38 protein-coding genes and 1 pseudogene are annotated in these 22,032 nt (G+C 45.0%); 9 read left to right on the top strand and 30 right to left on the bottom strand.

The features are described from left to right. From BCV39_RS08460 to BCV39_RS08430, 7 genes are all read left to right on the top strand, one after another. The gene (locus BCV39_RS08460) at nucleotides 1–750 is read left to right on the top strand and encodes an NRDE family protein (protein ID WP_102433639.1); all 750 of its coding nucleotides are present in this window, start codon (nucleotides 1–3) and stop codon (nucleotides 748–750) included. A gap of 12 nt (nucleotides 751–762) precedes the next feature. Continuing rightward, nucleotides 763–1,200 (top strand): YHS domain-containing (seleno)protein, encoded by a 438-nt coding sequence (locus BCV39_RS08455; protein WP_102433638.1) that lies wholly within the window; start codon nucleotides 763–765, stop codon nucleotides 1,198–1,200. Nucleotides 1,201–1,210: 10 nt separating this feature from the next. Beyond that, nucleotides 1,211–1,654, top strand: coding sequence for a hypothetical protein (locus tag BCV39_RS08450; protein WP_055319933.1), 444 nt, complete (start codon nucleotides 1,211–1,213; stop codon nucleotides 1,652–1,654). Nucleotides 1,655–1,666: 12 nt separating this feature from the next. Further along, entirely contained in the window at nucleotides 1,667–3,421 is a 1,755-nt protein-coding gene (locus BCV39_RS08445) for a lysophospholipid acyltransferase family protein (protein ID WP_102433637.1), read from the top strand. Nucleotides 3,422–3,492: 71 nt separating this feature from the next. Beyond that, on the top strand, nucleotides 3,493–4,059 hold the full coding sequence (locus tag BCV39_RS08440; RefSeq protein WP_048659300.1) for a Crp/Fnr family transcriptional regulator: 567 nt from the start codon (nucleotides 3,493–3,495) through the stop codon (nucleotides 4,057–4,059). A 57-nt stretch (nucleotides 4,060–4,116) separates the two neighbouring features. Continuing rightward, nucleotides 4,117–4,569 carry a GNAT family N-acetyltransferase gene (locus BCV39_RS08435; protein ID WP_048659301.1) on the top strand — a complete coding sequence of 151 codons (453 nt, stop codon included), beginning with the start codon at nucleotides 4,117–4,119 and terminating at the stop codon, nucleotides 4,567–4,569. Further along, complete coding sequence (locus BCV39_RS08430) at nucleotides 4,569–5,417, top strand: DMT family transporter (protein WP_102433636.1); 849 nt, start codon at nucleotides 4,569–4,571, stop codon at nucleotides 5,415–5,417. Before BCV39_RS08435 ends, BCV39_RS08430 begins: the two co-directional genes overlap by 1 nt. 43 nt (nucleotides 5,418–5,460) lie before the next feature. On the opposite strand, the gene BCV39_RS08425 is transcribed toward BCV39_RS08430, so the two are convergent. Beyond that, complete coding sequence (locus tag BCV39_RS08425; protein ID WP_102433635.1) at nucleotides 5,461–6,045, bottom strand: LysM-like peptidoglycan-binding domain-containing protein; 585 nt, start codon at nucleotides 6,043–6,045, stop codon at nucleotides 5,461–5,463. Nucleotides 6,046–6,258: 213 nt separating this feature from the next. Here BCV39_RS08425 and BCV39_RS08420 point away from each other — a divergent pair, with 213 nt between their 5' ends. Beyond that, a complete protein-coding gene (locus BCV39_RS08420; RefSeq protein ID WP_008220519.1) occupies nucleotides 6,259–6,879 on the top strand; it encodes an FKBP-type peptidyl-prolyl cis-trans isomerase in 621 nt (206 codons plus the stop codon). 134 nt (nucleotides 6,880–7,013) lie between these two features. After that, the gene (locus BCV39_RS08415; protein ID WP_102433634.1) at nucleotides 7,014–7,508 is read left to right on the top strand and encodes a DUF2780 domain-containing protein; all 495 of its coding nucleotides are present in this window, start codon (nucleotides 7,014–7,016) and stop codon (nucleotides 7,506–7,508) included. Between the two features lie 268 nt (nucleotides 7,509–7,776). On the opposite strand, the gene rplQ is transcribed toward BCV39_RS08415, so the two are convergent. The 29 genes and pseudogenes from rplQ to tuf form a co-directional block, all read right to left on the bottom strand. Continuing rightward, nucleotides 7,777–8,157: a 50S ribosomal protein L17 gene (gene rplQ, locus BCV39_RS08410; RefSeq protein ID WP_004729812.1), complete on the bottom strand. Its 381-nt coding sequence runs from the start codon at nucleotides 8,155–8,157 to the stop codon at nucleotides 7,777–7,779. A gap of 24 nt (nucleotides 8,158–8,181) precedes the next feature. Then, nucleotides 8,182–9,174, bottom strand: a complete 993-nt coding sequence (gene rpoA, locus BCV39_RS08405) for a DNA-directed RNA polymerase subunit alpha (protein ID WP_004729813.1) — start codon at nucleotides 9,172–9,174, stop codon at nucleotides 8,182–8,184. 22 nt (nucleotides 9,175–9,196) lie between these two features. Beyond that, on the bottom strand, nucleotides 9,197–9,817 hold the full coding sequence (gene rpsD, locus BCV39_RS08400) for a 30S ribosomal protein S4 (RefSeq protein ID WP_004738777.1): 621 nt from the start codon (nucleotides 9,815–9,817) through the stop codon (nucleotides 9,197–9,199). Between the two features lie 31 nt (nucleotides 9,818–9,848). Further along, on the bottom strand, nucleotides 9,849–10,238 hold the full coding sequence (gene rpsK / locus BCV39_RS08395; RefSeq protein ID WP_004738778.1) for a 30S ribosomal protein S11: 390 nt from the start codon (nucleotides 10,236–10,238) through the stop codon (nucleotides 9,849–9,851). A gap of 19 nt (nucleotides 10,239–10,257) precedes the next feature. Continuing rightward, entirely contained in the window at nucleotides 10,258–10,614 is a 357-nt protein-coding gene (rpsM, locus tag BCV39_RS08390) for a 30S ribosomal protein S13 (protein WP_004738779.1), read from the bottom strand. A 148-nt stretch (nucleotides 10,615–10,762) separates the two neighbouring features. Beyond that, nucleotides 10,763–10,876 carry a 50S ribosomal protein L36 gene (gene rpmJ, locus BCV39_RS08385; protein ID WP_000868186.1) on the bottom strand — a complete coding sequence of 38 codons (114 nt, stop codon included), beginning with the start codon at nucleotides 10,874–10,876 and terminating at the stop codon, nucleotides 10,763–10,765. Nucleotides 10,877–10,917: 41 nt separating this feature from the next. Continuing rightward, nucleotides 10,918–12,252, bottom strand: a complete 1,335-nt coding sequence (gene secY, locus BCV39_RS08380; RefSeq protein ID WP_004738781.1) for a preprotein translocase subunit SecY — start codon at nucleotides 12,250–12,252, stop codon at nucleotides 10,918–10,920. A gap of 20 nt (nucleotides 12,253–12,272) precedes the next feature. Continuing rightward, the gene (gene rplO / locus BCV39_RS08375; protein ID WP_004736758.1) at nucleotides 12,273–12,707 is read right to left on the bottom strand and encodes a 50S ribosomal protein L15; all 435 of its coding nucleotides are present in this window, start codon (nucleotides 12,705–12,707) and stop codon (nucleotides 12,273–12,275) included. A 5-nt stretch (nucleotides 12,708–12,712) separates the two neighbouring features. Then, entirely contained in the window at nucleotides 12,713–12,889 is a 177-nt protein-coding gene (gene rpmD / locus BCV39_RS08370; RefSeq protein WP_004736756.1) for a 50S ribosomal protein L30, read from the bottom strand. Nucleotides 12,890–12,896: 7 nt separating this feature from the next. After that, complete coding sequence (gene rpsE / locus BCV39_RS08365; protein ID WP_017061307.1) at nucleotides 12,897–13,397, bottom strand: 30S ribosomal protein S5; 501 nt, start codon at nucleotides 13,395–13,397, stop codon at nucleotides 12,897–12,899. Between the two features lie 14 nt (nucleotides 13,398–13,411). Further along, a complete protein-coding gene (rplR, locus tag BCV39_RS08360) occupies nucleotides 13,412–13,765 on the bottom strand; it encodes a 50S ribosomal protein L18 (RefSeq protein ID WP_004738784.1) in 354 nt (117 codons plus the stop codon). Between the two features lie 9 nt (nucleotides 13,766–13,774). Next, complete coding sequence (gene rplF, locus BCV39_RS08355; RefSeq protein ID WP_017063712.1) at nucleotides 13,775–14,308, bottom strand: 50S ribosomal protein L6; 534 nt, start codon at nucleotides 14,306–14,308, stop codon at nucleotides 13,775–13,777. A 10-nt stretch (nucleotides 14,309–14,318) separates the two neighbouring features. Continuing rightward, nucleotides 14,319–14,711: a 30S ribosomal protein S8 gene (rpsH, locus tag BCV39_RS08350; RefSeq protein ID WP_017061309.1), complete on the bottom strand. Its 393-nt coding sequence runs from the start codon at nucleotides 14,709–14,711 to the stop codon at nucleotides 14,319–14,321. A 29-nt stretch (nucleotides 14,712–14,740) separates the two neighbouring features. Continuing rightward, a complete protein-coding gene (rpsN, locus tag BCV39_RS08345; RefSeq protein ID WP_004738789.1) occupies nucleotides 14,741–15,046 on the bottom strand; it encodes a 30S ribosomal protein S14 in 306 nt (101 codons plus the stop codon). A 16-nt stretch (nucleotides 15,047–15,062) separates the two neighbouring features. Next, complete coding sequence (rplE, locus tag BCV39_RS08340; RefSeq protein WP_004738790.1) at nucleotides 15,063–15,602, bottom strand: 50S ribosomal protein L5; 540 nt, start codon at nucleotides 15,600–15,602, stop codon at nucleotides 15,063–15,065. A gap of 24 nt (nucleotides 15,603–15,626) precedes the next feature. After that, complete coding sequence (rplX, locus tag BCV39_RS08335) at nucleotides 15,627–15,944, bottom strand: 50S ribosomal protein L24 (RefSeq protein WP_004738792.1); 318 nt, start codon at nucleotides 15,942–15,944, stop codon at nucleotides 15,627–15,629. Between the two features lie 11 nt (nucleotides 15,945–15,955). After that, nucleotides 15,956–16,327 (bottom strand): 50S ribosomal protein L14, encoded by a 372-nt coding sequence (rplN, locus tag BCV39_RS08330; protein ID WP_004736740.1) that lies wholly within the window; start codon nucleotides 16,325–16,327, stop codon nucleotides 15,956–15,958. A 162-nt stretch (nucleotides 16,328–16,489) separates the two neighbouring features. After that, entirely contained in the window at nucleotides 16,490–16,744 is a 255-nt protein-coding gene (gene rpsQ / locus BCV39_RS08325) for a 30S ribosomal protein S17 (RefSeq protein WP_004736739.1), read from the bottom strand. Further along, entirely contained in the window at nucleotides 16,744–16,935 is a 192-nt protein-coding gene (rpmC, locus tag BCV39_RS08320) for a 50S ribosomal protein L29 (RefSeq protein ID WP_004736737.1), read from the bottom strand. Before rpmC ends, rpsQ begins: the two co-directional genes overlap by 1 nt. Then, nucleotides 16,935–17,345 carry a 50S ribosomal protein L16 gene (gene rplP / locus BCV39_RS08315; RefSeq protein WP_004736736.1) on the bottom strand — a complete coding sequence of 137 codons (411 nt, stop codon included), beginning with the start codon at nucleotides 17,343–17,345 and terminating at the stop codon, nucleotides 16,935–16,937. The genes rpmC and rplP overlap by 1 nt, the downstream gene beginning before the upstream one ends. Before the next feature lie 11 nt (nucleotides 17,346–17,356). Continuing rightward, nucleotides 17,357–18,055: a 30S ribosomal protein S3 gene (gene rpsC, locus BCV39_RS08310; protein WP_004736734.1), complete on the bottom strand. Its 699-nt coding sequence runs from the start codon at nucleotides 18,053–18,055 to the stop codon at nucleotides 17,357–17,359. Between the two features lie 18 nt (nucleotides 18,056–18,073). Then, the gene (gene rplV / locus BCV39_RS08305; protein ID WP_004736732.1) at nucleotides 18,074–18,406 is read right to left on the bottom strand and encodes a 50S ribosomal protein L22; all 333 of its coding nucleotides are present in this window, start codon (nucleotides 18,404–18,406) and stop codon (nucleotides 18,074–18,076) included. Nucleotides 18,407–18,416: 10 nt separating this feature from the next. Continuing rightward, nucleotides 18,417–18,695, bottom strand: coding sequence for a 30S ribosomal protein S19 (rpsS, locus tag BCV39_RS08300; protein WP_004736729.1), 279 nt, complete (start codon nucleotides 18,693–18,695; stop codon nucleotides 18,417–18,419). Between the two features lie 19 nt (nucleotides 18,696–18,714). Next, nucleotides 18,715–19,539, bottom strand: a complete 825-nt coding sequence (gene rplB, locus BCV39_RS08295) for a 50S ribosomal protein L2 (RefSeq protein ID WP_010435149.1) — start codon at nucleotides 19,537–19,539, stop codon at nucleotides 18,715–18,717. 14 nt (nucleotides 19,540–19,553) lie between these two features. Continuing rightward, entirely contained in the window at nucleotides 19,554–19,856 is a 303-nt protein-coding gene (gene rplW / locus BCV39_RS08290) for a 50S ribosomal protein L23 (RefSeq protein ID WP_004736765.1), read from the bottom strand. Beyond that, on the bottom strand, nucleotides 19,853–20,455 hold the full coding sequence (gene rplD / locus BCV39_RS08285) for a 50S ribosomal protein L4 (RefSeq protein WP_004738803.1): 603 nt from the start codon (nucleotides 20,453–20,455) through the stop codon (nucleotides 19,853–19,855). The genes rplW and rplD overlap by 4 nt, the downstream gene beginning before the upstream one ends. Before the next feature lie 16 nt (nucleotides 20,456–20,471). Beyond that, complete coding sequence (gene rplC / locus BCV39_RS08280) at nucleotides 20,472–21,101, bottom strand: 50S ribosomal protein L3 (RefSeq protein WP_004736763.1); 630 nt, start codon at nucleotides 21,099–21,101, stop codon at nucleotides 20,472–20,474. A gap of 14 nt (nucleotides 21,102–21,115) precedes the next feature. Continuing rightward, nucleotides 21,116–21,427, bottom strand: a complete 312-nt coding sequence (gene rpsJ, locus BCV39_RS08275; RefSeq protein ID WP_004736761.1) for a 30S ribosomal protein S10 — start codon at nucleotides 21,425–21,427, stop codon at nucleotides 21,116–21,118. Nucleotides 21,428–21,873: 446 nt separating this feature from the next. Next, nucleotides 21,874–22,032, bottom strand: a pseudogene (gene tuf, locus BCV39_RS08270) (elongation factor Tu); the annotation flags it as partial.

The raw sequence follows: 22,032 nt of genomic DNA, 5'->3' as shown, positions 1-22,032 counted from the left end.
ATGTGTTCAGTATCTTGGTTGCTTGAAGAAAATGGCTATCAGGTCTTTTTTAATCGTGATGAGCAAAAGACCCGAGCATTAGCAATGCCACCTAAGCAGTACCGAGTTAACGGTGTCGATATCATCATGCCACTCGACCCAACTGGCGGTGGTAGCTGGATAAGCATTAATGAGTTCGGGCTTTCGCTATGCCTACTCAATAACTATCAAGGCCTTGTTCCAGTTGGTCCTTTGGTCAGCCGTGGTTTGTTACTTAAGAACCTATCCTCAAGTCGTAATATCAGTCAGCTCTCTGAAGCGTTTCATAAGCTCGACCTCCACTCTTTTGCCCCGTTTACCTTGCTGGCTTTCGCACCGAACCTAACTCAACACAATGGTTTGGTGATTGCCTACATGTGGGATGGCATTCAACAGAAAATAGTGGAAACCGACTCACCACTGTTCTCATCCGGGGTTGATTTAGAGCGAGTGCAAGCTTACCGACAAGCAAAATACGATCAGCTTATGGCAACAGGTAAGAATCAACAGAGCTTACTCAAGTTTCATTCTCACCATCACAGTGAACAGCCCCATTTAGCAACCTGTATGCATCGTGAAGATGCACACACAGTCAGCTTTACCCATTTACGTAATCTGCACGGTCAAGCCTCTATATTTTATGCACCCGGCTCACCTTGCGAACCAATAAACCCATGCCAGATAAATCAACAGCGCTTTACCTTCGATTTGTCACCCGCAATCAATCTATAGATGGAGTCCATCATGAGAAAACTAATCACCATGGTCATGCTACTTGTTAGCCCGTACGTATTTGCTGCCGATGAAATCTATACCGGCTTCTTTAGCAGTAAGGCACTCGATGGCTACGATACCGTCGCATACTTCACTTCTGGAAAGCCTGTTGAAGGGAGCAAGAAGTTCAGCACAGAGTACAAAGGCGCGGACTGGTATTTCTCTTCTGAAAAGAATCTGACTTTATTTGTTAATAATCCTGAAAAATATGCCCCTCAATATGGTGGTTATTGCGCATGGGCCGTTTCTGCCAAAAACGACTTCGCACCAGGCGATCCACAGTACTGGACCATAGTTGATGACAAACTTTATCTTAACTACGACCAAGAGATTCAAGCCACTTGGGAGCAAGACCGTGCACAGCATATTCAACAAGCCGATAAAGCTTGGCCGCAGCTGATTAAGTAAGGGAATAACCATGACATTCACTCCTGCTAAACATCTCCCAGCAGCATTTATCGCTTTTGTGTTTATTCAGTCGCTGTTCTTTAAGTTCACCGGCTCGTACGAGACAGAGCATATCTTTGGCACGCTAGCAACATGGTCAGGCTTAAGCTGGTTCGGTTCGTTTGGCGGCTACTTGATTGGATTCGCTGAATTAATAGCGGCCATTCTACTATTCACTCGTTGGCATGGCCTTGGCGCCATTATGAGTGTGGGGATCATGAGTGGCGCAATATTCTTCCACCTATTTACGCCATTAGGTATTCAAATGCCTGAGTTCAATGCAGCGGGTGAAATTGTCGGTTACGACGGCGGGTTATTGTTTGGCATGGCATGCCTAGTTTGGTTATGCGGTGCGTTTTTAAGTGTGAAAGATTTCAAGAATCAAGACGGTTTCCTAAACAACTTTAGTCAATAAGGTAGCTTCATTATGATTGATAGTCCTTTTCGTTTACCACGTTACACGCCTTTTGGTTTAGGTGAGTCTGTTGTCGAGTGGGCAACTGGGCTATCTAAGCTAGATCGACTCTACCAAGATCGAAAAAACGAGTTATCTAGCTTTGAATTCATGAATTACACCCTATCGGCGCTCAATATCGACTACTCGGTTGCATCGGGAAGCACGGAATACATCCCGGAAGAAGGACCAGTCGTGATTGTGGCGAACCACCCACTTGGCGCCATTGAAGGTGTGATCCTTGCTGATCTCGTAGGATCGGTAAGAAAGGATGTGAAAGTATTAGCGAATGAGTTACTCAAGCGACTGCCTGAACTGGATGACCTTTTCATAGGTGTTGATGTCTTTAATAGTAAAGAATCGAAGCGCACCAATGCCAAAGCCATTCGTGATGCCAATCGTCACCTAGCCGACGGCGGGCTATTGATCGTGTTCCCTGCAGGGGAAGTCTCAAGTTACCGCAAAGGGGCTAAAACACTAACTGATATCGAATGGAGCAAATCAGTCGCGAAGTTCGTTAAACGTCATCAAGCCACTACGGTTCCTATCTTTATCAATGGAAAAAACAGTGAGCTTTTCTACCAAGCGGGTCGTGTACATCCACTGTTGAGAACCGCTCTACTCGGGCGTGAACTTCTTAATAAACAAGCGACAACTATCTCTATCTCGATTGGCTCATCGATTCCGTATTCAGAGATAAAATCATTTGAAAAAGAGATGGATATCGTCAACTACCTACGACTTAATACCTACCTAATGAGTCAACAAGATAGTACGAATACACCAATCCACGCGCCCTCTTTCGATACTCAAGTGATAGCGCCAATATCACCAGAAGTATTGGCAATAGAGGTAGGCTCACTCCCTGAAGAGATGAAGCTGCTCGAACAAGGCGACTTCGAGGTCTACTGCACGCCAAGCCAATCTATTCCAAACTTAATGCGTGAGATTGGTCGAGTCAGAGAAGAGAGCTTCCGTGAAGTTGGAGAAGGCAGTGGGCTTGCTTGTGATTTAGATGAGTACGACCTTTACTACCACCAACTGTTTGTGTGGAACAAAACTAAGGCAGAATTGGTCGGCGCTTATCGACTGGGTATGGTCGACAAGTTAATCGCAGAGCACGGGTTGGACCAACTCTATTCCCGCAGTCTGTTTAACTATAACCAAGAGTTTATCGATACGTTAGACAACAGCATTGAACTTGGCCGTTCTGTCGTGAGCAAGCCTTACCAAAAGAGCCTTAACTCACTGTTATTGCTATGGAAAGGTATCGCAACCTTTGTGTCTCGTCATCCTCAATACACCCACCTATTTGGCCCGGTCAGTATCAGTAATGATTACAGCCACAATGCACGCCTGTTGATCGCGACCACTTTATCAATTCACCACTACGATGAAGAAAAAGCGAATCTGGTTTCCCCTTCTTCACCACTCAATACCAGTAGTCATGTGTTCTGGCAAAATCATCTATTGTCGTCACTGGCGAGTGTGCCCCTACTTTCAAAAGTATTAGCACGGATGGAACAAGGAAAAGGCTTACCGGTATTATTGCGCCAATACCTAGGGATGAACGGGAAACTGGTTTGCTTTAACGTCGACCCATCATTTAATGATGCCTTAGATGGTTTGATTGTCGTGAACCTTAAGAAGGTACCTTTGAAGACCTTAGGTAAATACATGGGTAGAGAACTCGCTCAAAACTACCTAGAGCAACACGCTCGACGCTGATTTAGCCCGAACTGTACCTACACTCAAATAAGTGCGATGATTTCGGCACTTATTTGGGTTAGGTTATTTTCATGCACACCTCTTTTATCGAACAACTGCAAAGCTTCGACTTCTCAGAAAGTCAGATTGAATCTCTAGTCGCTGTCGCCAAGCCACTTGAGCTACCGACCAGACACATCCTTATTAACCAAGGTGAGATGGCTGGCTCAATCTACTTCGTACTTGAAGGCTTGTGCCATGCTTGCTACCTCACTGATGATGGTAAGCAATACAGCAAAGAGTTCTACTGGGAACAAGATTGGATCATCGGTTTTGAGAGTCTGATAAAAAACCAAGCTTCCCCGTATCTGCTTGAAACACTAACACCCATCACAATGTTAGAACTGCCAATGAATGCGGTAATCGAGTGGCGTGCATCGAATAACCCTTTGTATTTAAAGCTGTTAGAAACACAACTGATGCATAAGGAAAACAAAGAACGCTTCATGCTGCTTTATACCCCTGAGCAACGTTACCAGCTTTTCTGCGAACACTATCCAGACCTTGAACAGCGCCTCAACGACAATCAAATTGCCGCTTATTTAGGAATAACCGCGATAAGCTTGAGCAGAATTAAAGGTCGAATTAACAATAGTTAATGCCAACATTCATCGCGCATAGTACATTCAGAGCATCGATAATCTCTGGACGTAAACATGATCACTTGGCACTCAATTCCTTTCTCTGAACTTTCAACACATCAGCTTTATCAACTACTTAAACTGCGAGTAGATGTATTTGTGGTTGAGCAAACCTGCCCTTATCCAGAACTTGACGGTAAAGACACACTCGCTGGTGTTCACCACCTTCTTGGTTACGCAGATGAGGAGTTAGTGGCGTGTGCGCGATTGTTGCCGCCAGGCACGAGTTATGACAACACCAGCATCGGCCGAGTGGCAACTAAGCAATCAGCAAGAGGCGATGGTTTAGGGCATCAATTGATCAAAGAGGCGTTAGCACACTGTGAGTCTCTTTGGCCGAGTACGACTATTGATATTGGGGCGCAGCAGCACCTAGAGAAGTTCTATGCGAGCCACGGCTTCAAGACCATCTCGCATATGTACCTCGAAGATGACATTCCTCATGTAGATATGAGATTAGAAAAATAATGACGAATATCACTGCCGGTATTCTATTGTTGGTTGCAGGTAATTTGTTTGCCTCGCTTTCCGATGTAGCAGTAAAGCTATTGAATGGCGAGGTACCGCCTCTTCAATATATTTTTTTCCGACAGTTGATATCTCTTCTGATCATCACCCCACTGTGGTTACAGCAGAAAAAAGAACAACGACGCTTACAGCAAGCCAAAGTAACCTTCATTCGAGGTCAATTAATTCTAATTGGTAGTGGGTGTATGCTGGTCGCGATCACTCACTTGTCTTTGGCAACCGCCAACGCTGTATTTTATGTCGCGCCTTTATTGATGTTGCCGCTCTCTATGTTGTTATTGAAAGAGCAACCAGCACTCGGCAAGGTCATCGCCACGACCATAGGTTTCATCGGTGCCCTTATTGTCTTAAGGCCATCACAATTTCATTGGGCAGCACTGTTTGCTTTGGGTACAGCGCTGACACTCGCACTATTCAATGTATTGGTACGAAAACTCCCTAGTGAGCAATCTGTAGTCACGACACTGTGGTGGACAACCTTATTCTCTATTCCTGCATCATTTATACTGTGCTTCTTATACTGGCAACCTGTGTCTGTCGAGCACTTGGGGTACATAGCACTAAGTGCAACGTTAATCTTAAGCTATAACGGCCTTGCGGTTTCTGCCTACCAAAAAGCACACTCAAGCCAAATCGCCTTGGCAGAATATTCAGGCTTGGTGTTTGTCGCGCTAATTGGCGCCATTTGGTTCGATGAGATTCCAGATACATTAACCTTTATCGGTATTATGCTGATCATCTTGCCACTCGCCCCTTTCAAGCGACCAAAAAAAAGAGCCAATGCTTAGCTCTTTTCTATCATGCTGTTGAGTTCATAACTCAAGCAGGCACTTATTTACTACGGCCAAAGCCGCCATCAGACAAGCGGAAGAACATCACCGAAGTGTTGCCTTTTTCTAACTGAAGAATGTCTAGCTGCCCGGTCTCGGCCAGTTTGAATCGAACTAACTGGCCTTTACGAATCTGACTTAGTGGTTTGTCTGAGCCTTCAATACGCACTAGCGCATTCAAGTCTGACAACGGTAAGTCGTTGTTTCGAAAAACCTGTGCTAACGTATCCCCTTGCTTTACGAGGTACTCCTGCCAGTTGTTGTTGCTCGTTTCTGATGAACTGCTCTTGGCATTTTGCTGTTCGCTTAAGCCAACGGTGTTTATCTCTAGCTCAACGCGCGATGTTGTTGGTGCAACGTCTACTTTAGGTTCTGGTAGCGGCACAAAAAGTAATATCAGTACGATCGGAGAAATAACCATCAACAGTCTTTGGTGTAACTTCGGCAATGAGCCCCAAGTTTGCGCTGTCGAGGTTTTCATTTTCTTCACATCGATCGAACTCAATTTCTCTTTGACCTGATTCAGTCGATCCTTGAATTCTGCTAAGTGGTCAACTTTCTGTTTTTTCTTTTGACGACGATTCATACCACTGCGTCCTATACATTGAATAACTACAGTATAAAAACCAAAGTACCAACAGTATAGATCTTTCCGTCACAACAAGGCTCAAAGCGAGAAAATTGACATGGCTGTGATTTGGGCACGGTAAAGCGCAAGTGATCAGAGGCTAGCCGTTTCTTCACGCTGCTAATACTGGTATTCTTACCCTTTTCGTACTGACAAAAAGAGTGACTTTTCATGTCTGAAGTAAAATTTGAAACTGTAGAGCAAAAAGCTAGCTACGGTATCGGTCTACAAATGGGCCAACAACTTGCTGGTTCTGGTCTTGAAGGCCTAAACGTTGACGCAATCGCTGCTGGTATCGCAACAGCTCTAGTTGGCGACATGCCAGCTATCGAAGTTGACGAAATCAACAACGCACTACAAGAGCTACACACTCGTGGTGAAGCTGCACGTCAAGAACTAGCTAAAGCTGCTGCTGCTGACGGCGAAGCTTTCCTAGCTGACAACGCTCTTCGTTCAGAAGTAACGGTTCTTGAGTCTGGTCTTCAGTACGAAGTACTAACTGAAGGTACTGGCGAAATCCCAACTGCAGACAAGCAAGTACGTGTTCACTACCACGGCGAACTAACTGACGGTACTGTTTTCGACAGCTCTGTATCTCGCGGTCAACCTGCTGAGTTCCCAGTAACTGGCGTAATTCAAGGTTGGGTACAAGCTCTACAAATGATGCCTGTTGGTTCTAAGTGGAAGCTATACATCCCTCAAGATCTAGCATACGGTGAGCGTGGCGCAGGTGCTGCAATCCCACCATTTGCTGCTCTAGTATTTGAAGTAGAACTTCTAGCAATTCTTTAATTTTTATAAAAACCTATAGTAAAACAAAATACTATAGGCAAATAAAATTGAAATAATCCAACGGCGATGTGACTACATCGCCGTTTTTCGTTTATAGTGAAAGAGTAAATTACTTTATTACTTAAGGACGAATAATGAAGAAAGTACTCATCACAGTTTTAAGCAGCCTTGCTGTTGTCTCTTGCGCTAGCACTAGTGACTCTGAACAAACCAGTTCATCATCAGATACTAACTATTCCCAACTATCCCAAACTGCACTAATGGCAGCAGTGAATATGTGGTCTCAACAAAACGAAACAACGCCGCTTGCAGATACCGTTGCCGACCAAGCTTCTGTTACCAGCGATCAAGCTATTGGCGGTATCGGTTCAATGTTGGCTCTTGCTCAAAACTCTCTTGGCACTGCTGACAACAAAGAACTTACAACGCTGATTCCTGGCATGTCGACTCTTGAGTCTACGGGGCTATCAACACTACTAAACTCACAAGGCGGAGTTGAAAGTGCCTTTTCTAGTTTAGGTATGGATCCATCGATGGTATCAACGTTTGCACCAATCATTCTGCAAACACTGCAATCTCAAGGCGCAACAAGCGGCTTGATGGATTCACTTGCAGCTATATGGCAATAACCGTTAGTTATTAATAACTAGCTTAAGAATTTGATAAGGGCACTTCGGTGCTCTTTTTTATGCGTGGAAGAAAAGATATTTGAGATGAGATGAGATGAGATGAGATGAGATGAGATGAGATGAGATGAGATATTGTTGAAAAATGGAGCAGATAAGACAAGCAAAAATGCCAAACATCATGGTGCAATTTCTATTATCTATTCCTTATTCGACAGATACAAAAAAGCCGAGCTAATGCTCGGCTTTTGTATTAAGAATCTAGTATAGATTACTCAGCAGCTTCTTCAGCAGCTGGGCGGTCTACAAGCTCAATGTAAGCCATTGGAGCTTTATCACCAGTACGGAAACCACATTTAAGAATGCGAGTGTAACCACCTTGGCGAGCCGCGAAACGCGGGCCTAGTTCATTAAATAGTTTTGCTACAACTTCGTTATCACGAGTGCGAGCAAATGCAAGACGACGGTTAGCAACACTGTCTGTCTTAGCTAGGGTAATCAATGGCTCAATTACGCGACGTAGTTCTTTTGCTTTAGGCACGGTAGTTTTAATAACTTCGTGACGAACAAGAGAGCTAGCCATGTTGCTGAACATCGCTTTGCGATGACTGCTGTTGCGGTTGAGTTGACGACCACTTTTACGATGGCGCATGACCTAATCCTTCTAACTTTTCGATTAATCTTCAGCGATTGACGCTGGTGGCCAGTTTTCTAGACGCATGCCTAGAGAAAGACCACGTGAAGCAAGCACATCTTTAATCTCTGTAAGAGATTTCTTACCAAGGTTTGGCGTTTTAAGTAGCTCAACCTCAGTGCGCTGTACAAGATCACCGATGTAGTGAATCGCTTCTGCTTTCAAACAGTTAGCAGAGCGAACTGTTAGTTCAAGATCGTCTACAGGACGTAGTAGGATAGGATCGAATTCTGGCTTCTCTTCCTTCTCCTCAGGTACACGTACATCACGAAGATCTACGAACGCATCCAGTTGTTCAGCTAAAATAGTAGCTGCACGACGGATTGCTTCCTCAGGTTCTAGAGTACCGTTCGTTTCCATATCGATAACAAGCTTGTCTAGATCAGTACGTTGCTCTACACGTGCCGCTTCTACAGCGTAAGCGATTTTATCAACCGGGCTGTAAGTAGCGTCAACTAGTAGACGACCGATAGGACGCTCATCTTCTTCAGTATGGATACGAGCTGAAGCTGGAACGTAACCACGACCACGTTCTACTTTGATACGCATAGCGATCTCAGCATTGTCATCCGTTAGGTGACAAATTACGTGCTCAGGGTTAGCGATCTCTACATCACCATCGTGGGTGATGTCACCTGCAACAACAGGGCCTGAGCCTGATTTGTTCAGTGTAATAAACACTTCATCTTTGCCTTCAGCAACGCGTACAGCCAAACCTTTAAGGTTTAGAAGGATTTCCAGGATATCTTCCTGAACGCCTTCTTTAGTGCTGTATTCGTGTAGCACACCTTCAATTTCAACTTCTGTTACGGCACAACCCGGCATAGAAGATAGAAGAATGCGGCGAAGAGCATTACCTAGAGTGTGGCCGAAACCGCGCTCTAATGGCTCAAGAGTTACTTTCGCGTGTGTCGTATTGATCTGTTCAATGTCAACAAGACGCGGCTTAAGAAATTCTGTTACAGAACCCTGCATTGTGTCCTCTCTTTTTTTAACCTTACTTAGAGTAAAGTTCGACGATCAAGTGTTCATTGATGTCAGCTGATAGGTCAGAACGCTCAGGCATACGCTTGAATGTACCTTCCATTTTGCCAGCATCTACTTCAATCCAAGTTGGCTTTTCACGTTGTTCAGCAACTTCTAGAGCCGCTTTAATACGAGATTGCTGTTTAGCTTTCTCGCGGATAGAAACAACGTCGTTTGCCGCTACTTTGAAAGAAGGAACGTTTACAACTTTACCGTTAACTAGGATAGACTTGTGGCTAACTAGTTGACGAGATTCAGCACGAGTAGCGCCAAAGCCCATACGGTAAACTACGTTATCAAGACGACCTTCAAGAAGCTGAAGCAGGTTTGCACCTGTGTTGCCTTTAAGACGTGCAGCTTCTTTGTAGTAGTTGCGGAATTGTTTTTCTAGAACGCCGTAGATACGACGAACTTTTTGCTTCTCACGAAGCTGAACGCCATACTCAGATAGACGACCGCGACGAGCGCCGTGTACACCTGGTGCGTTATCAATTTTACACTTGGTATCGATCGCACGGACACCAGACTTAAGGAATAAGTCAGTACCTTCGCGACGGCTAAGCTTCAGCTTAGGACCCAAATATCTTGCCATGATCTTTCTCCAATATTCCTAGAAACGAAACTTAAACGCGACGTTTCTTAGGTGGACGACAACCGTTATGAGGGATTGGTGTCGCATCAACAATGTTAGTGATACGGAAACCAGCAGCGTTCAGTGCACGAACAGTAGATTCGCGACCTGGACCTGGACCCTTAACCATAACTTCCAAGTTCTTTAGGCCATATTCTTTAGCCATTTCACCACAACGCTCAGCTGCAACTTGTGCTGCGAACGGAGTAGATTTACGAGAACCACGGAAACCTGAACCACCTGCTGTAGCCCATGCAAGAGCGTTGCCTTGACGGTCAGTGATAGTTACGATTGTGTTGTTGAAAGAAGCATGAATGTGCGCTACGCCATCAGCTACTTGCTTGCGTACGCGCTTACGCGCGCGAGTTGGTTGTTTTGCCATTGTACTCTACCTTATCCGACTATTTCTTGATCGGCTTGCGCGGACCCTTACGGGTGCGAGCGTTGGTTTTAGTACGCTGTCCACGTAGTGGTAGACTGCGACGATGACGAAGACCGCGGTAACAGCCAAGGTCCATAAGACGCTTGATGTTCATCGATACTTCACGACGTAGATCACCTTCTACAGTGTACTTAGCTACACCATCACGCAGTTGATCGATCTGCTCTTCAGTTAGTTCACTGATCTTAGCATCTTCAGCAATACCCACTTCAGCTAGAATAGCTTGAGAGCGAGTTTTACCGATACCGTAGATTGCAGTAAGTGCAATTACAGAATGCTTATGATCAGGAATGTTAATGCCGGCTATACGGGCCATTATTCACTCCTAAGGGGTTCATAAAAGAATTATCCGCAGCAAAGCCCGTTATGGATACGCTGCGGCATACTACTTCTTTTGCACGCAAAAGGTAGGCCGAGGAATATACTCGACTCTACCTTGTATTTCAAGTAAAAATTTCTGCTAATTAGCCTTGGCGTTGCTTATGCTTTGGCTCACTGCAAATCACGCGAACGACACCGTTACGCTTGATAACTTTACAGTTACGGCAGATTTTTTTAACGGAAGCACGAACTTTCATTGCTAAACTCCGTAAATGGAATCGAAATAATTACCACCGAATTAACGGCCGTAACCTTTCAGATTCGCTTTCTTTAACACAGAATCATACTGTTGTGACATCAGATGAGTCTGTACCTGTGCCATGAAATCCATGATAACTACCACTACGATTAGTAGTGATGTGCCGCCGAAGTAGAAACGAACGTTCCACGCGACCATCATGAACTCAGGAATCAGACATATAAAAGTAATGTATAGAGCGCCCGCAAGGGTTAGTCTAGTCATCACTTTATCGATATATTTCGCTGTCTGCTCACCTGGGCGGATACCGGGTACGAATGCACCAGACTTCTTCAAGTTATCAGCTGTTTCACGTGGGTTAAACACCAACGCTGTATAGAAGAAACAGAAGAAGATTATAGCTGCTGCATAAAGCATTACATACAAAGGTTGACCTGGGCTAAGAGCTAATGACACGTCAGTTAACCAACCGAACGCGCTGCTTTCACCATTTTGACCAAACCACTGTGCTAATGTTCCTGGGAACAAAATAATACTCGATGCAAAAATCGCTGGAATAACACCTGCCATATTAATCTTAAGAGGCAAGTGAGAGCTTTGTGCTGCAAAAACTTTACGACCTTGTTGACGTTTCGCATAGTTAACGACGATACGACGTTGACCACGCTCCATGAAAACTACGAAGTAAATAACAGCAAAAGACAATACAGCAATCAACAGCAGAAGAAGCACATGCAATTCACCTTGACGCGCTTGCTCGATTGTTTGACCGATTGCAGAAGGCAATCCAGCAACAATACCTGCAAAAATCAGAATGGAAATACCATTACCGATTCCTCGCTCAGTGATTTGTTCACCTAACCACATTAAGAACATGGTACCAGTTACTAAACTCACGGTAGCAATAAGCGTAAACATGGTTTGGTTGATAACAACCAGATTGTCGACCATGTTTGGTAAGCCTGTTGCGATACCAATAGCTTGGAATGTTGCAAGTACAAGCGTGCCGTAGCGTGTATATTGGCTTATCTTACGACGGCCTGCTTCACCCTCTTTCTTGAGTTCCGCTAACGCTGGATGAACTACAGTTAGCAATTGGACTACGATCGATGCCGAAATGTACGGCATGATACCCAATGCTAATATAGATGCACGCTCAAGAGCACCACCGGAGAACATGTTAAACATTTCAACGATGGTACCTTTTTGCTGATCGAACAAATCGGCAAGTACAGCTGCGTCAATACCAGGGATCGGCACAAAAGAGCCGGCTCGGAATACTAAAAGTGCACCAATTACGAATAATAAGCGCGACTTTAGTTCACTTAAGCCGCTCTGAGCACTACGAAAATCTTGTCCTGGTTTCTTAGCCATCTGTACCTCGTTCCTCGAGATTATTCCTCGATTTTACCGCCTGCAGCTTCGATTGCAGCTTTAGCGCCTTTAGTCACGCGTAGACCTTTAACAGTCACAGCTTTGCTTAGGTCACCAGAAAGAACGATCTTAACAAATTCGATGTTCTTAGTGATAACGTTAGCAGCTTTAAGGCTGTTAAGATCAACTACGTCACCTGTTACTTTCGCTAGCTCAGCTAGACGAACTTCAGCAGACACTAGGCTCTTACGAGAAGTGAAACCGAATTTAGGTAGACGTTGTTTTAGAGGCATTTGACCGCCTTCAAAACCTGGACGAACAGAGCCGCCAGAACGTGACTTTTGACCTTTGTGACCGCGGCCACCTGTTTTACCAAGGCCAGAACCGATACCACGACCTACACGCTTCTTAGAAGGTTTAGAGCCAGCAGCCGGTGATAGAGTATTCAAACGCATTCTGATTACTCCTCAATCTTAACCATGTAGTAAACCTTGTTGATCATACCGCGTACGCACGGAGTATCTTCAAGTTCTACTGTATGGTTGATGCGACGAAGACCTAGACCTTTAAGACACGCTTTGTGCTTAGGTAGGCGACCAATTGAGCTTTTAGTTTGAGTTACTTTAATAGTTGCCATCGTGTGCTTACTCCGAAATAGATTCAACAGTTAGACCACGTTTAGCAGCAACCATTTCTGGTGACTTAACGTCTACTAGAGCACCAATCGTTGCACGAACGATGTTGATCGGGTTCGTTGAACCGTATGCTTTAGAAAGTACGTTATGTACGCCCGCAACTTCAAGTACAGCACGCATTGCACCACCGGCAATAACACCTGTACCTTCTGCAGCTGGCTGCATGTAAACTTTAGAGCCCGAATGACGACCTTTCACCGGGTGGTGAAGAGTGCCTTCGTTAAGCGATACTGTAACCATGTTACGGCGCGCTTTTTCCATTGCTTTTTGAATCGCAGCAGGTACTTCACGAGCTTTGCCGTAACCGAAACCTACGCGACCGTTACCGTCACCAACTACTGTTAGTGCAGTAAAGCTCATGATTCGACCACCTTTAACCGTCTTAGATACACGGTTAACTGCGATCAGCTTTTCTTGCAAATCATTAGCTTGTTGTTGTTCTTTAGCCATCTTCCAACCCTACCTTAGAATTTCAGACCAGCTTCGCGAGCAGATTCTGCTAGCGCCGCTACTCGACCGTGGTATTGGAAACCAGAACGATCAAATGCAACTGAAGCTACGCCTTTTTCAAGAGCGCGCTCAGCAACAGCTTTACCAACTGCTTTAGCTGCATCAACGTTACCAGTGTTCTTAACTTGCTCACGGATCGCTTTTTCTACAGTAGAAGCAGCTGCGATAACCTCAGAGCCGTTTGCCGCGATAACTTGTGCGTAAACATGGCGAGGAGTACGGTGTACTACCAGGCGAGTTGCACCAAGTTCTGCAATCTTACGACGTGCACGTGTAGCACGACGGATGCGAGATGCTTTCTTATCCATAGTGATACCTTACTTCTTCTTAGCTTCTTTAGTACGCACATTTTCATCTGCGTAACGAACACCTTTGCCTTTGTAAGGCTCAGGAGCACGGTAAGAACGAATGTCAGCCGCAACTTGACCTACTACTTGCTTATCGCAACCAGTAATGATGATCTCAGTTTGGCTAGGGCACTCAGCTTTAATACCTTCAGGTAGAGCGTGCTCTACTGGGTGAGAAAAACCAAGAGTTAGAGCTACAGAGTTGCCTTTCATAGCAGCACGGTAACCAACACCCTTAAGAGTTAGCTTCTTAGTGAAGCCCTCAGTAACACCCACAACCATGTTATTAACTAGAGCGCGAGCTGTACCAGCTTGTGCCCATGCGTTAGTAACACCTTCTTTCGGACCGAAAGTTAGGTTGGTTTCTTCCTGTGCAATAACTACGGCGCTGTTAAGAACGCGAGTAAGCTCACCTTTGCTACCTTTTACAGTAACTTCTTGGCCGTTTAGTTTCACCTCTACGCCAGCTGGAATAGCGACAGGTGCTTTAGCAACACGAGACATAATCTACTCCTTAAGCTACGTAACAGATGATTTCACCGCCAAGACCTGCTTTACGAGCAGCACGGTCAGACATCAGACCCTTGGAAGTAGAAACAACTGCAATACCAAGACCACCCATCACTGTAGGTAAAGAGTCTTTATTTTTATAAACTCTTAGACCAGGACGTGATACACGCTTGATTTGCTCGATTACAGGTTTAGCTTGGAAGTACTTAAGAGTAACTTCTAGCTCAGGTTTTGCTTCGCTGTTAACAGCGAAGTCTACGATGTAACCTTCAGCTTTAAGTAATGCAGCAATTGCAACTTTAAGCTTTGAAGAAGGCATTTTTACAGCAACTTTGTTTGCTGCCTGACCGTTACGAACTCGGGTCAGCATATCCGAAATCGGATCTTGCATGCTCATAAGATTTACTCCAAATGATTAAGTGGCAATTACCAGCTAGCCTTACGAAGACCCGGAATCTCGCCTTTCATGCAAGCTTCACGAACCTTAATGCGGCTTAGACCGAATTTACGTAGGTAACCGTGTGGACGACCAGTTTGGTTGCAACGGTTGCGCTGACGTGATGCACTTGAATCACGTGGAAGAGATTGCAGTTTAAGAACCGCATTCCAACGATCTTCTTCAGATGCGTTTACATCGCTAATGATAACTTTTAGCGCAGAACGCTTTTCAGCGAACTTAGCTACTAGTTTTGCACGTTTAGCTTCACGTGCTTTCATTGATTGTTTAGCCATAACAGTAACCCTACCCTTACTTACGGAATGGGAAGTTAAAGGCAGCCAGCAGAGCTCGGCCTTCCTCATCGGAACCCGCAGAAGTCGTGATAGTAATATCAAGACCGCGGACACGATCGACTTTATCGTAGTCGATTTCCGGAAAGATGATTTGCTCGCGAACGCCCATGCTGTAGTTACCGCGACCGTCAAAAGACTTAGCGCTAACACCACGGAAATCACGTACACGTGGAAGTGCGATAGAGATTAAACGCTCTAAAAATTCCCACATGCGCTCACCACGCAAGGTTACTTTACAACCAATTGGGTAGCCTTCACGAATTTTGAAACCAGCTACAGATTTACGCGCTTTAGTGATAAGTGGCTTTTGACCAGAGATCGTTGCCATATCAGCTGCTGCGTTTTCTAGCAGTTTCTTATCGTTGATTGCTTCACCAACGCCCATGTTTAGGGTGATTTTCTCAATCCTAGGGACTTGCATGACGCTTGTGTAGCTGAACTCTTTGGTAAGCTCAGCGACTACAGACGACTTGTAGTAATCATGCAGTTTCGCCATAGTAGAACTCCAAATTACTTCTAATTAGTTAGAAACAGTTTCGCCGTTAGATTTGAAGAAACGAACTTTCTTGCCATCTTCGATACGGAAACCGATACGGTCTGCTTTACCAGTAGCCGCGTTAAAAACAGCAACGTTAGAAGCATCAATAGCTGCTTCTTGTTCAACGATGCCACCTTGTTGACCTAGAGCCGGAACCGGCTTTTGGTGTTTCTTAACAAGGTTGATGCCTTCAACGATAACTTTACCAGTTGTCAGAACCTTAGTTACTTTACCTTTCTTGCCTTTATCTTTACCAGCAAGAATGATTACTTCGTCATTACGACGGATTTTAGCTGCCATATTGCCGCTCCTTACAGAACTTCAGGTGCTAGTGATACAATCTTCATGAATTTCGCGTTACGAAGTTCACGAGTCACAGGACCAAAGATACGTGTGCCGACTGGTTGCTCAGTAGTGTCATTTAACAATACACAAGCATTACTGTCGAAGCGAATGACAGAACCGTCTGGGCGACGAACGCCTTTACGGGTGCGCACTACTACCGCCTTCAGAACATCACCTTTTTTTACTTTACCGCGAGGAATCGCTTCCTTCACTGTAACCTTGATGACGTCACCGATATGTGCATAACGGCGGTGAGAGCCACCCAGAACCTTAATACACATTACCTTGCGCGCGCCAGAGTTATCTGCTGCGTCAAGTGTACTTTGCATCTGGATCATTGTTAGTGCTCCGCTAAATATTAAAACTAGACCCTCTCGGGTCGGGCTGCCTCTTTAAAAGGGACGCGAATTGTACCACCCTTTTTTTAAATTGGGTAGACAAAAAACAAGCGGCTCCAAAAAATTATTTGGAGCCGCTTATAAGTTATAGAATTACAAAGATTAAATCTTCGCTTTTTCTAGAACTTTAACCAATGTCCAAGACTTAGTCTTAGACAGAGGACGACACTCAGCGATTTCAACTTTGTCGCCTAGGCCACAAGTGTTGTCTTCGTCGTGTGCGTGTACTTTAGTCGTGCGTTTGATGAACTTACCGTAAATTGGGTGTTTTACAGTGCGTTCAATAGCAACAACGATAGACTTGTCCATCTTGTCGCTTACTACACGGCCTTGCTGGATGCGGTTAGTTTCGCTCATTATGCGCCTGCCTTTTCAGTCAAAACAGTTTTCACACGTGCGATGTCACGGCGTACAGCTTTTAGAGTATGAGTTTGCTGTAGTTGACCAGTTGCAGCTTGCATGCGCAAGTTGAACTGTTCACGTAGCAAATTCAATAGCTCAGCGTTAAGCTCTTCAACGTTCTTTTCGCGTAGATCTTGTGCTTTCATCACATCACCTGCTTAGTTACAAAAGTAGTTTTAACAGGCAGTTTACGTGCCGCTAGGCGGAACGCTTCACGTGCCAACTCTTCAGGTACGCCATTCATCTCGTACATAACTTTGCCTGGTTGGATTTGAGCAACCCAGTACGCAACTGAACCTTTACCTTTACCTTGACGAACTTCAAGAGGCTTTTCAGTAATCGGCTTGTCTGGGAATACACGGATCCAGATTTGACCTTGACGCTTAATGTGACGTGTCATAGCACGACGTGCCGCTTCGATTTGACGTGCAGTCAGACGACCACGGCCAACAGCTTTAAGACCGAATTCGCCGAAGCTTACTTCAGTACCTTTAGCTAGACCACGGTTACGACCAGTCATAACCTTGCGGAACTTAGTACGTTTTGGTTGTAGCATCGTTCGACTCCTTACTTACGGCCTTTACGCTGCTTCTTAGGCTTATCGCCTTTTGGCTCTACTGCGTTAGCAGCTGGCATACCGCCTAGAATCTCACCTTTGAAGATCCAAACTTTAATGCCGATCACACCGTATTGAGTGTGAGCCGAAGAAGTTGCGTAATCAATGTCTGCACGTAGAGTGTGTAGAGGCACACGGCCTTCACGGTACCACTCAGAACGTGCGATTTCAGCACCGCCAAGACGGCCGCCTACTTGTACTTTGATGCCTTTAGCGCCTAGACGCATAGCATTTTGTACCGCACGCTTCATTGCACGACGGAACATAACACGACGCTCTAGTTGAGACGCGATGCTATCAGCTACAAGCTGACCATCTAGCTCAGGCTTACGTACTTCAGCGATGTTAATTTGCGCTGGTACACCTGCGATTTTAGCTACAGCTGCGCGTAGCTTCTCTACGTCTTCACCTTTCTTACCGATAACAACGCCAGGACGAGCAGTGTGAATAGTCACACGGATGCTCTTAGCTGGACGCTCGATAACGATACGAGATAATGATGCTTTTTGTAGTTCCTTTGTAAGGAACTGACGTACCTTGAAGTCGCCGTCTAGGTTGTCAGCGAATTCGTTGGTATTAGCAAACCATGTAGCATTCCAAGGCTTAACGATGCCAAGACGAATACCATTAGGATGTACTTTCTGACCCATTGCTTACTCTCCTAGTCTTTAGCGATCTGCTACAACAATAGTGATGTGGCTTGAACGCTTCAAGATACGATCCGCACGACCTTTAGCACGAGGCATAATACGCTTCATGATAGGGCCCTCATCTACGAAGATTTTAGCGACATTTAGATCGTCGATATCTGCACCTTCGTTATGTTCCGCGTTAGCGATAGCTGACTCAAGAACCTTCTTAACTAATACAGCAGCTTTTTTGTTGCTGAAAGTTAGAATTTCTAGAGCTTGGTCTACCGACTTACCGCGAATTTGGTCTGCAACTAAGCGAGCTTTCTGTGGAGAAATACGAGCAAAGTTATGTTTAGCTAAAGCTTCCATCATCTACTCCTTATTTCTTCTTAGCTTTCTTATCTGCAGCATGACCGCGATAAGTACGAGTTGGTGCAAATTCGCCCAGTTTGTGACCGATCATTTCTTCGGTAACGAAAACTGGAACGTGCTGACGACCATTATGGACAGCGATGGTCAAACCAATCATTGTTGGGATGATCATTGAGCGACGGGACCAAGTCTTAATAGGCTTTTTGTCTCCGCTTTCCACCGCTTTCTCTACCTTCTTCAGCAAGTGTAGGTCAATAAAAGGACCTTTCTTGAGAGAACGTGGCATGGCGATTCCTCTTTATAAATTATTTAGTGCGACGACGTACGATGTACTTGTCAGTGCGCTTGTTCTTACGAGTCTTGAAGCCCTTAGTAGGAACGCCCCAAGGAGAAACTGGGTGACGACCACCAGATGTGCGGCCTTCACCACCACCATGTGGGTGATCCACCGGGTTCATTACTACACCACGTACGGTTGGACGTACGCCGCGCCAGCGTGAAGCACCAGCTTTACCAAGTTCACGTAGCATATGCTCAGAGTTACCAACTTCACCGATCGTTGCACGACCTTCAGAAAGTACTTTGCGCATCTCACCAGAACGTAGACGGATAGTTACGTATGCACCATCGCGAGCGATGATTTGAGCATAAGCACCAGCCGAACGAGCTAGTTGAGCACCTTTACCAGGCTTAAGTTCAACACAGTGTACAGTAGAACCTACTGGGATGTTGCGCATCGGCAGAGTGTTACCTGCTTTGATTGCAGCATCTACGCCAGATTGAATCTGGTCGCCTGCGTTAACACCTTTAGGTGCAATGATGTAACGACGCTCACCGTCTGCGTACAGAACTAGAGCGATGTTAGCACTACGGTTTGGATCGTATTCTAGACGCTCAACTTTCGCTGGGATGCCATCTTTAGTACGTTTGAAGTCAATTACACGGTAATGGTGCTTATGACCACCACCGATGTGACGTACTGTAATACGACCGTTGTTGTTACGACCACCGTTCTTAGAGTTTTTCTCTAGAAGTGGTGCGTATGGCTTACCCTTGTGTAGGTCAGCGTTAACAACTTTAACGACGTGACGACGACCAGGGGAAGTCGGCTTACATTTAACAATAGCCATTTTTACTACTCCTGTTATTCCGCGCCGCCAACGAAGTCAAGATCTTGACCTTCTTTCAAAGTAACGTAGGCTTTTTTCACGTCTGAACGACGGCCTTCACGCATACCTTGACGTTTGGTCTTACCCTTTAATACAAGAGTATTTACAGACTTAACTTCAACTTCAAATAGCTTTTCTACAGCTGCTTTGATCTCTTTCTTAGTTGCATCTTTAGCTACTTTGAAAACGATAGTGTTCGCTTTCTCAGCTGCCATAGTTGCTTTTTCAGAGATGTGCGGAGCACGTAGAACTTTTAAGATACGCTCTTCAGTGATCATGCTAGCATCTCCTCAACTTGCTTAACTGCGTCAGCAGTCATTAGAACCTTGTCGAAAGCGATTAGTGATACTGGATCAACACCAGCAACATCACGTGCATCTACTTTGTATAGGTTACGAGCAGCTAAGAATAGATTTTCATCTACTTCGCCAGTCACAATCAGAACGTCGCTTAGCTCAAGCTCTTTAAGCTTAGCTACAAGTTCTTTTGTTTTTGGTGCTTCTACAGAGAAGTTATCAACAACGATTAAACGCTCTTGACGAACTAGCTCAGAAAGAATGCTCTTCATAGCACCGCGGTACATTTTTTTGTTTACTTTTTGGCTGTGATCTTGTGGTTTCGCAGCAAAAGTAACACCACCTGTACGCCAGATTGGGCTACGAATTGTACCAGCACGTGCGCGGCCAGTACCTTTTTGACGCCATGGCTTAGCGCCACCGCCAGATACTTCAGAACGAGTCTTTTGAGCACGAGTACCTTGACGAGCACCTGCTGCATATGCAACAACTACTTGGTGTACAAGAGCTTCGTTGAAGTCACGTCCGAAAGTAGTCTCGGAAACAGTTAGTGCATCAGCACCTTTAACCATCAATTCCATTACTTACTCCTAGACGTTATGCTTTAACAGCAGGTTTTACGATCACGTTTCCGCCTGTTGAGCCCGGTACTGCACCTTTAATAAGGAGTAGATTGCGCTCAGCGTCAACACGTACGATCTCTAGGTTTTGAGTCGTTACACGCTCAGCACCCATGTGACCTGCCATTTTCTTGCCTTTAAACACGCGGCCTGGAGTTTGACATTGGCCAATTGAACCCGGTGCGCGGTGAGACAAAGAGTTACCGTGAGTCATATCTTGAGTAGAGAAGTTCCAACGCTTGATAGCGCCTTGGAAGCCTTTACCTTTAGATGTACCAGTAACGTCTACTTTTTTAATTTCGTTGAAAAGTTCTACGTTTAGCTCAGCGCCAACTTCAAACTCTTCGCCGTTTTCTAAACGGAATTCCCAAAGACCGCGACCTGCTTCTACACCCGCTTTCGCGAAGTGACCAGCTTCAGGTTTAGTTACACGGTTAGCTTTCTTAGCACCAGTAGTTACTTGGATTGCTGCGTAGCCGTCTGTCTCAAGAGTTTTAACTTGAGAAATACGGTTCGCTTCAACCTCAACAACAGTTACTGGGATAGAAACGCCTTCTTCAGTAAATACGCGGGTCATACCCACTTTACGTCCGACTAGACCAATCATTATTCTTATCTCCCTTAACCTAGGCTGATTTGAACATCAACGCCAGCTGCAAGATCAAGACGCATTAGAGCATCAACAGTTTTATCTGTTGGCTCAACGATGTCGATCAAACGCTTGTGAGTACGGATTTCGTACTGATCACGTGCATCTTTGTTGACGTGTGGAGAGGTAAGAACAGTGAAACGCTCTTTACGAGTAGGAAGTGGAATAGGACCACGAACCTGTGCGCCAGTACGTTTTGCTGTTTCAACGATTTCCGCAGTTGAAGCATCGATTAGCTTGTAATCAAACGCTTTAAGGCGGATACGAATACGTTGGTTCTGCATGAGACAGAGCTCCAATTATTAAAAATTACACAAACAATATCGCCACTCAAACCCGATAAAACGAGAGAATGCCGATTGATTTATGTGAAACCGTAGCATCCAAAATTAGGACGCATTGTCAGTTAACTTTTGAAGCAAACAAAAAGTTTACTATTTTTATTAACCGCGAACATAAGCTGAGTATACATTACTAGGTAAGACCTACTCCTCAGTGCTCATTGGTTCACAACCAGCGTTAGCCAGTGCGATGCATTATACAGATCACACTTTAGTATGCAAGTAGTGTTGGAAAAATAATCGGAATTTATTGGAAGTTGGTTTTGTATCAAGAGGGAAAAAGATAGATGGAAGGTAATATTTCTTTAGAGAAAACAAAAGGGAGCCGAAGCTCCCCTTTTTCAGATGCGTGCTCTTCTAATGAAGAGTGTGCAAAAATCTAAATGCTATTAAGCGAAGATTTTAGCTACAACACCAGCACCAACTGTACGGCCACCTTCGCGGATTGCGAAACGTAGACCTTCGTCCATTGCGATTGGAGCGATTAGCTCAACAGTCATTTGAACGTTGTCACCTGGCATTACCATTTCTACGCCTTCTGGTAGAGT

The sequence above is a fragment of the Vibrio sp. 10N.286.55.E10 genome, assembly GCF_002872555.1.
Classification (GTDB): Bacteria; Pseudomonadota; Gammaproteobacteria; order Enterobacterales; family Vibrionaceae; genus Vibrio; species Vibrio crassostreae.
Note: the sequence above shows the minus strand (reverse complement) of the source record. Positions and strands in the feature narration are given on the sequence as shown.

What these genes read in the sequence shown, in the direction of transcription:
- BCV39_RS08460 (WP_102433639.1), top strand. Translation starts at nt 1, where the DNA reads ATGTGTTCAGTATCTTGGTTGCTTGAAGAAAATGGCTATCAGGTCTTT.
- BCV39_RS08455 (WP_102433638.1), top strand. Translation starts at nt 763, where the DNA reads ATGAGAAAACTAATCACCATGGTCATGCTACTTGTTAGCCCGTACGTA.
- BCV39_RS08450 (WP_055319933.1), top strand. Translation starts at nt 1,211, where the DNA reads ATGACATTCACTCCTGCTAAACATCTCCCAGCAGCATTTATCGCTTTT.
- BCV39_RS08445 (WP_102433637.1), top strand. Translation starts at nt 1,667, where the DNA reads ATGATTGATAGTCCTTTTCGTTTACCACGTTACACGCCTTTTGGTTTA.
- BCV39_RS08440 (WP_048659300.1), top strand. Translation starts at nt 3,493, where the DNA reads ATGCACACCTCTTTTATCGAACAACTGCAAAGCTTCGACTTCTCAGAA.
- BCV39_RS08435 (WP_048659301.1), top strand. Translation starts at nt 4,117, where the DNA reads ATGATCACTTGGCACTCAATTCCTTTCTCTGAACTTTCAACACATCAG.
- BCV39_RS08430 (WP_102433636.1), top strand. Translation starts at nt 4,569, where the DNA reads ATGACGAATATCACTGCCGGTATTCTATTGTTGGTTGCAGGTAATTTG.
- BCV39_RS08425 (WP_102433635.1), bottom strand. Translation starts at nt 6,045, where the DNA reads ATGAATCGTCGTCAAAAGAAAAAACAGAAAGTTGACCACTTAGCAGAA.
- BCV39_RS08420 (WP_008220519.1), top strand. Translation starts at nt 6,259, where the DNA reads ATGTCTGAAGTAAAATTTGAAACTGTAGAGCAAAAAGCTAGCTACGGT.
- BCV39_RS08415 (WP_102433634.1), top strand. Translation starts at nt 7,014, where the DNA reads ATGAAGAAAGTACTCATCACAGTTTTAAGCAGCCTTGCTGTTGTCTCT.
- rplQ (WP_004729812.1), bottom strand. Translation starts at nt 8,157, where the DNA reads ATGCGCCATCGTAAAAGTGGTCGTCAACTCAACCGCAACAGCAGTCAT.
- rpoA (WP_004729813.1), bottom strand. Translation starts at nt 9,174, where the DNA reads ATGCAGGGTTCTGTAACAGAATTTCTTAAGCCGCGTCTTGTTGACATT.
- rpsD (WP_004738777.1), bottom strand. Translation starts at nt 9,817, where the DNA reads ATGGCAAGATATTTGGGTCCTAAGCTGAAGCTTAGCCGTCGCGAAGGT.
- rpsK (WP_004738778.1), bottom strand. Translation starts at nt 10,238, where the DNA reads ATGGCAAAACAACCAACTCGCGCGCGTAAGCGCGTACGCAAGCAAGTA.
- rpsM (WP_004738779.1), bottom strand. Translation starts at nt 10,614, where the DNA reads ATGGCCCGTATAGCCGGCATTAACATTCCTGATCATAAGCATTCTGTA.
- rpmJ (WP_000868186.1), bottom strand. Translation starts at nt 10,876, where the DNA reads ATGAAAGTTCGTGCTTCCGTTAAAAAAATCTGCCGTAACTGTAAAGTT.
- secY (WP_004738781.1), bottom strand. Translation starts at nt 12,252, where the DNA reads ATGGCTAAGAAACCAGGACAAGATTTTCGTAGTGCTCAGAGCGGCTTA.
- rplO (WP_004736758.1), bottom strand. Translation starts at nt 12,707, where the DNA reads ATGCGTTTGAATACTCTATCACCGGCTGCTGGCTCTAAACCTTCTAAG.
- rpmD (WP_004736756.1), bottom strand. Translation starts at nt 12,889, where the DNA reads ATGGCAACTATTAAAGTAACTCAAACTAAAAGCTCAATTGGTCGCCTA.
- rpsE (WP_017061307.1), bottom strand. Translation starts at nt 13,397, where the DNA reads ATGGCTAAAGAACAACAACAAGCTAATGATTTGCAAGAAAAGCTGATC.
- rplR (WP_004738784.1), bottom strand. Translation starts at nt 13,765, where the DNA reads ATGGATAAGAAAGCATCTCGCATCCGTCGTGCTACACGTGCACGTCGT.
- rplF (WP_017063712.1), bottom strand. Translation starts at nt 14,308, where the DNA reads ATGTCTCGTGTTGCTAAAGCACCTGTCGCTATTCCAGCTGGCGTAGAG.
- rpsH (WP_017061309.1), bottom strand. Translation starts at nt 14,711, where the DNA reads ATGAGCATGCAAGATCCGATTTCGGATATGCTGACCCGAGTTCGTAAC.
- rpsN (WP_004738789.1), bottom strand. Translation starts at nt 15,046, where the DNA reads ATGGCTAAACAATCAATGAAAGCACGTGAAGCTAAACGTGCAAAACTA.
- rplE (WP_004738790.1), bottom strand. Translation starts at nt 15,602, where the DNA reads ATGGCGAAACTGCATGATTACTACAAGTCGTCTGTAGTCGCTGAGCTT.
- rplX (WP_004738792.1), bottom strand. Translation starts at nt 15,944, where the DNA reads ATGGCAGCTAAAATCCGTCGTAATGACGAAGTAATCATTCTTGCTGGT.
- rplN (WP_004736740.1), bottom strand. Translation starts at nt 16,327, where the DNA reads ATGATCCAGATGCAAAGTACACTTGACGCAGCAGATAACTCTGGCGCG.
- rpsQ (WP_004736739.1), bottom strand. Translation starts at nt 16,744, where the DNA reads ATGAGCGAAACTAACCGCATCCAGCAAGGCCGTGTAGTAAGCGACAAG.
- rpmC (WP_004736737.1), bottom strand. Translation starts at nt 16,935, where the DNA reads ATGAAAGCACAAGATCTACGCGAAAAGAACGTTGAAGAGCTTAACGCT.
- rplP (WP_004736736.1), bottom strand. Translation starts at nt 17,345, where the DNA reads ATGCTACAACCAAAACGTACTAAGTTCCGCAAGGTTATGACTGGTCGT.
- rpsC (WP_004736734.1), bottom strand. Translation starts at nt 18,055, where the DNA reads ATGGGTCAGAAAGTACATCCTAATGGTATTCGTCTTGGCATCGTTAAG.
- rplV (WP_004736732.1), bottom strand. Translation starts at nt 18,406, where the DNA reads ATGGAAGCTTTAGCTAAACATAACTTTGCTCGTATTTCTCCACAGAAA.
- rpsS (WP_004736729.1), bottom strand. Translation starts at nt 18,695, where the DNA reads ATGCCACGTTCTCTCAAGAAAGGTCCTTTTATTGACCTACACTTGCTG.
- rplB (WP_010435149.1), bottom strand. Translation starts at nt 19,539, where the DNA reads ATGGCTATTGTTAAATGTAAGCCGACTTCCCCTGGTCGTCGTCACGTC.
- rplW (WP_004736765.1), bottom strand. Translation starts at nt 19,856, where the DNA reads ATGATCACTGAAGAGCGTATCTTAAAAGTTCTACGTGCTCCGCACATC.
- rplD (WP_004738803.1), bottom strand. Translation starts at nt 20,455, where the DNA reads ATGGAATTGATGGTTAAAGGTGCTGATGCACTAACTGTTTCCGAGACT.
- rplC (WP_004736763.1), bottom strand. Translation starts at nt 21,101, where the DNA reads ATGATTGGTCTAGTCGGACGTAAAGTGGGTATGACCCGCGTATTTACT.
- rpsJ (WP_004736761.1), bottom strand. Translation starts at nt 21,427, where the DNA reads ATGCAGAACCAACGTATTCGTATCCGCCTTAAAGCGTTTGATTACAAG.